Source organism: uncultured Sphingomonas sp. (assembly GCF_946477935.1).
Lineage (GTDB): Bacteria > Pseudomonadota > Alphaproteobacteria > Sphingomonadales > Sphingomonadaceae > Sphingomonas.
In genome coordinates this window covers 1-5,399 of the sequence record NZ_CAMLAC010000242.1, presented here as the reverse complement: position 1 = coordinate 5,399, position 5,399 = coordinate 1, and the positions used below count along the sequence as shown (strand labels likewise).

Here is a 5,399-nt window from a genome sequence, read left to right as displayed (position 1 = left end):
GAACGAACCGCGTCACGCTGAGCAAATGCCTCTCCACTTAAGCGGGGCAAGTCCAAAGTCTCGCACAATGATGTGGCCCGACAGCACGTTCTTGCCTGAGGCGAGGCTCCAAGCATGGACGTGGTGGACGTCGCTGACCCCGTCGATGGCTCGCAGCGCTTGGATGCCCGCCTGGAGGTCGAAATCCTCGGGGGTGCTTTGAAGCAGTATCCGGAGCGAGGCGCTCATGATCCGCCACGAAGCCCAGAAAAGAACGAAGCCGAATAGGATTCCGAGCAGTGGGTCGATCTCCAGAAACCCGGTGAAGCGGATCACCAGTGCCGAGACCACCACGATGAGGCTGCCGACGAACGTCTGAAGGATGTGCCAGAAGGCACCCTTCATGTTGAGGTTGCCCTTCTGGCGCCGATATAGAAGCCAGAACGAGATCACCTCCGTCACGATCCCGCCGCTGGCAGCCAGGAGCATGGGGGTCGTCTCGAGCTCGATCGGATCCTGAAGGCGCGTTGCGCCCATCCAGATGACGTAGCCCGCCATGACGAACAGGAAGATTCCGTTGAACAGGGCTCCGAGGATTTCGGCGCGGCCCCATCCGAAGGTGTGCGTCGGTGTTGCGCCTCGCTCACCGAGCCGCTGCGCAACGAGCGCGATCAGGACGCCTCCGACAGCCGAGAACGTGTGAAAAGCATCTGAGGTGACTGCGACAGAGCCGGTCCAGATGCCAATGCCGAGCTCGACGACGAAGTAGATGCCGGTGAGGACACCGGAGATCACCAGGGCTTTGCGGTCACCGTTTAACTGCCGCGTTGTGCCGATCGGCTGCGAGGGCAGCGTGGTGAGAAAGGTCCAGTTTGCAGGATCCAGTCCGTGCTGACCGCCGAACTCCTTCATCACCTTAGGGGTGTCGTTTCTTGGGTCTGTGCTGATCGTGAGGAAGGCGACCTGGTCCTTCATCGGGGAGATGTTCGTCTGCTTCTGGATCTGTGCGATCTTCTCCGAATGGAGGGGGCAGACGTCTGGGCACTTCGTGTAGATGAAGTTGAGGATGACGACCTTGCCTCGGTAATCGCGGAGGCGGTGCACCCTTCCCGCAGCGTCTCGCAGGGTGAACTCGGGAGCCGGCTGGTTAACCGACTGGAAGTAGCGTTCTCGCTTGAAGAGCTGCTGCTCAACCTCCTGAAGCGAGTGCGATGCGGCGGGCGTCGCGGTGGTCAGCACGCCGATGGCCGCGATCTGCAAGGCTCCGGTAAGGCCAAGGCGTGCGTTTCGTGACGCTGCCGAGCGCCCTGCTGGCGACCCGGGCGGCATTGATGAGAGTTCGGTGTGCACCCGAAACGGGGCTGGGGAGAACGTACGTAATTTCAGCGGCATCATCGAAATTCTCGTCCGCAGGTTTCGTAGGGAGGTCGGGCCCGTACCGCTTGCCACGGTGGGAAGGTCAGCCTTGCTACTTCTTCTCGGAAAGCCACTACTGTAAGCTGCTTTAGCAGTTTCAGGTTGGTTTGTAGTTGTAATAGGGGCGTCGTCTCGTTCGCCCGAGGGCGAACTTTTTTGTGAAATCATCGAGTCCGGGACACCCTCAATCACAGCCGCAACAGCCTTGCCGAGCTCATCGGCCCGCGCTTCCATCTGCTCGACAACAGCGCCCAACAGTTGCTCGTCACGCACGCCGCGCATCTGGCTGGTGGCGAGAAGCGAGATCTCCACAGCCGTCCGGGCATCGATGCTGTCGATCTGCTCGTCGTCGACCAGCTGGGCGAGCGTTCTTATCCGCCGCCGCGCGGCGGCCAATCGTTGACGCAGGACCTTGATCCGGAGGTCTGCTTCGGCGCCCTTGGTGGCGGCCTCGACGAACTCCTGGTAGCGCACCGCGAGGGGGCTTAAATCGATGCCGTAGGCGTAGATCAGCCGTCCGTCCTTTCCGCGAGCGCCGACACGGTTGCCGTTCGCACTATCCCGGTGGGTGATAAGGCCGAAGCGTGCCGCGCTGGCGAGCACTTTCTGGACTTGGCGCACCCCGATGCCGAGCTTCTGCGTCAGCTTCTCGTTGGAGGGAAAGACGATCGGGCGTTGGCCGTCCGACCAGTCGATCGAGCGCGACCAGCTCATCAGCGTGTCGACGGCGTGAACGAGGCGAGGGGGGATACCGATGTATGGCGCCGCACGCTTGAAAACAGTGAGGACCTGCCAATGGCTGAGATCCGCGGGAAGCCCATGGAACTGCGCTGCAAGCTGGTCGGTTGCGGCAGTGCGTTCGTCGAGCCGGCGGTGGCCCGCCCCAGGAGCGTAGGCATAACTCATCGTTCGGAAACCCCCTCCGGGAGCCCGTGCGGACGCAGAAGTCCGTGGCGCGAACCGCGCTCTCTATTGCTGCGTCATCGGATCTCGGCTAAAGGCTTCGCTGCGACACGACCTCACCGAGGTTCCGAAAAGCCCGGCCTAGTGCCGGGTTTTTCATTTCTGCACGGCTTCCCCTTGCTGGTGACACGCGATCGGACGATCGCGAGGCGGTGCGTCTGTGAATCGCAGACGCGTCGGCGCAGCCAGCGTAGACGGCGCGGCCGAGGATCGTCGCCCGCGCTGCCTCGTGCTTTCGGTTAATCTATCCCGGAAATCCTCGTGCTTTCAGTATTTCTATGTCGGCCGGACTGCCCGTGAGGGCCGGCAGAGGGGGGCGTGTAACCAGGTTACACACTGTGGAAGCGGTTTCCCGGGGCGGATTCGGCCCTTCGAAGCGGGGCTCGTGCTTTCAGTATATCTATCTCGTGGGCTCGATTGGGCGGTCAGCCGCGATCGCCCCTCAAGCTGGGCAGCGGCAACGTCGACCAGGTCCTCTGTTGCCGTGTGGGTGGATCTAGGGCCTGACAAGTCAGGCGGCCGTGTCCATAACGGCGTCCCAAGTAGCCCGGAGTTGCGACGCACCAAGATGCCAAAGGTCAATCCTCAGATCCTGTCATGGGCGCGCGAAAGCGCGGGCCTGACGCTTGAGGACGCCGCACGGGGCATTGGGCTCGGCGGTGAGAACGCGGCTGCGCGGCTGGCGGAGATGGAGAACGGGGTTCGAGAGCCAAGCCGTCCTCAGCTGCTGAAGATGGCGGATCGGTATCGGCGACCGCTGCTGACTTTCTACCTGCCGGCGCCGCCCGCGCCTGCAGCACGAGCGCACGACTTCCGTACGCTGCGGCAGCGGGAGGTTGGCGCCGAGGCGACTGTCGATGCCTTGGTGCGTGACGTTCGGACGCGGCAGGCGCTGGTTCGCGGCGCGCTGGAGGATGCCGAAGAGGCGGAGCCCCGTCCGTTTGTGGGCTCCGTGAATCCGCGGGTCGGAGCGGATGGCCTCGCAGCTGCAATGGTCGACCTCTTGGCGCTCGATCGGACCGCTTATCGCGAGGCGCGTACCATTGAGCAGGCCTTTCGCATTCTTCGGGATGCGGTCGAAGCGGCCGGGGTCTATGTCCTGCTGATCGGTAATCTGGGAAACTACCGGAGCAATCTGAGTCCGGGTGTTTTCCGTGGCATGGCGCTCGCGGACAACGTCGCGCCATTCATTGTCATCAACGAGACGGACTCCAAGACGGCGTGGCCGTTCACGCTGCTGCACGAGCTTGGTCACGTGCTGCTCGGACAGAGCGGCATCAGCGGCTACGACAGCGAGCAGGCGGTCGAACGCCTCTGCGATGACGCGGCCGCGCGGTTCCTCCTTGTTCCGGCCGAGCTGCGCGAGATCGACGTCGATGTCGCGTTCGATGACCTGGTTGAGGAGATCGGCGCCTTCGCCAATGCTCGGAAGGTCAGTCGCAAGATGGTGGCCTACAACCTGCTACGCGAGCGCCTGATCGATGCGGCGCTGTACCGGCGCTTGGCCGATCGCTTCGATGAGGATCGCCGCGAGTTTCCGCAGAAGGTGGGGAAGGGGGCGCCCGATTATTACGTCGTTCGCCGTCATCGGGTGGGGCAGGGCCTGCTCAACCTGGTCGATCGCATGGTCGCGGGCGGCGCGCTCACCACGACCAAAGCGGGCAAGGTGCTCGGCGTGAAGCCGACTGCGATCGGCCGCATGACCGAATTTATGGCATAGCGGGGTCGGGTTGCTCTACCTTCTCGACGCCGACACGCTCATTACCGGTGATCGCCGTGCCTATCCGGTGAAGCGCTTTCCCGTGTTCTGGGAGTGGCTGCGCCACCAGGGCACGATCGGCAACGTGAAGGTGCCGCTCGAGCAGTATGAGGAGGTCGTGTCCGGCCGTGGCGACATCGTCGACTGGCTCTATACGGAGGAGAGCAAGGCGGCGCTGATCCTCAACGAAGAGCTCGATCCCGGGCTGGTCGCTGACACGATCATGGGCGGTTATGGCGCGCTCGACGAGAACGGGGTCGAGCTGGTCGGCCGCGACCCATTTCTCATCTCCTATGCTCGGATCGAGGTAGGCGAGCGCACCGTCGTCAGTTTCGAGGTGTCGAAGCCGAGCAAGCAGGGTGCCAACCGCAAGGTGCCTGACGTTTGCCGCGGCTTCGGTGTACCCTGCTGCTCGCTGTTCGACATGATCGAAGCGCTGGACTTTACGACCGATTGGCGCCCCTGAGAGCGCCTCTCCTCAAAACGCTGGACAGGTAGCGCTAGAAATCTACATAATTGGGATGACAGTCCCAGCTACACCGTCCGTCGACCTGGCCATCGCTCGCTGGGCTAAACGCACCCTGACTTATGGTGCCATGGTCGTAGCCGTGCTCTCGGCCGGGCTGTTGTTCCTGTTCCAGACGGCGAATAAGGTGGCGCTGGCGCCCTATGGTCTCGATTCCGCCGGCTTCTCGGGCTCAGTGGCTGAGACGATAGCAGGAGGACTTGGCTCGCTGCTGGTACTCGTCCTGGTCATCCTTCTTCTTTATTTTCCACTTGGGTGGCTGACGGCAAAGATCATTCGTGCGATCAGCCGGCTGTATATCAGTTGGCGTGGCACGCCGGCATGGCTGACGTCGCTTGAGAGCTGGATCGGCTCGGATCCGGCAAAGAGAACAGGTCGAGCAATCGGTGTCGGCGCGGCTGCGTCAATCGCCTTCTTTCCCTTTCTTCTCCTCTGGATGGGATCCTCGATTGGACTCTGGCGTGTGTCACAGGCAGAATGGCTTGTGTCTGCCAACAACTGCGCAAGTGGGTGTTACTCCTACAAGCAGGACGGCCGCCCCGCGCCTGTTATAGGTCGGCCCATCGCGGCTAATTGTAGGCGCTCGCACTCCTAGCTTGTCTTGCTCGCAATCAGCGTAGATTCCTGCTCACGCTTGGTGAGAACGGGCGACCGCGCGTGCTCGCGCTCAACGACGCTGTGCTCGCATTCAGCGTAGCTTGGTAAGCGTGGCCGGTAGGCCGCCTTGCGGTGGTCTTAGCCTTCGGGATGCTTGTC

4 protein-coding genes are annotated in these 5,399 nt (G+C 62.5%); 3 read left to right on the top strand and 1 reads right to left on the bottom strand.

Annotated features, from left to right (window positions below; translation table 11 throughout):
* Positions 1–12: 12 nt before the first annotated feature.
* Positions 13–2,301, bottom strand: a complete 2,289-nt coding sequence (locus Q0U08_RS17515; RefSeq protein WP_298092914.1) for a cation diffusion facilitator family transporter — start codon at positions 2,299–2,301, stop codon at positions 13–15.
* Positions 2,302–2,911: 610 nt separating this feature from the next.
* Between Q0U08_RS17515 and Q0U08_RS17510 the strand changes: the two genes are divergently transcribed.
* From Q0U08_RS17510 to Q0U08_RS17500, 3 genes are all read left to right on the top strand, one after another.
* Positions 2,912–4,078: an ImmA/IrrE family metallo-endopeptidase gene (locus tag Q0U08_RS17510; protein ID WP_298092913.1), complete on the top strand. Its 1,167-nt coding sequence runs from the start codon at positions 2,912–2,914 to the stop codon at positions 4,076–4,078.
* Between the two features lie 10 nt (positions 4,079–4,088).
* Positions 4,089–4,583, top strand: coding sequence for a DUF4411 family protein (locus Q0U08_RS17505; protein ID WP_298092912.1), 495 nt, complete (start codon positions 4,089–4,091; stop codon positions 4,581–4,583).
* 130 nt (positions 4,584–4,713) lie between these two features.
* Entirely contained in the window at positions 4,714–5,238 is a 525-nt protein-coding gene (locus Q0U08_RS17500; RefSeq protein ID WP_298092911.1) for a hypothetical protein, read from the top strand.
* The last annotated feature ends 161 nt before the right edge of the window (positions 5,239–5,399 follow it).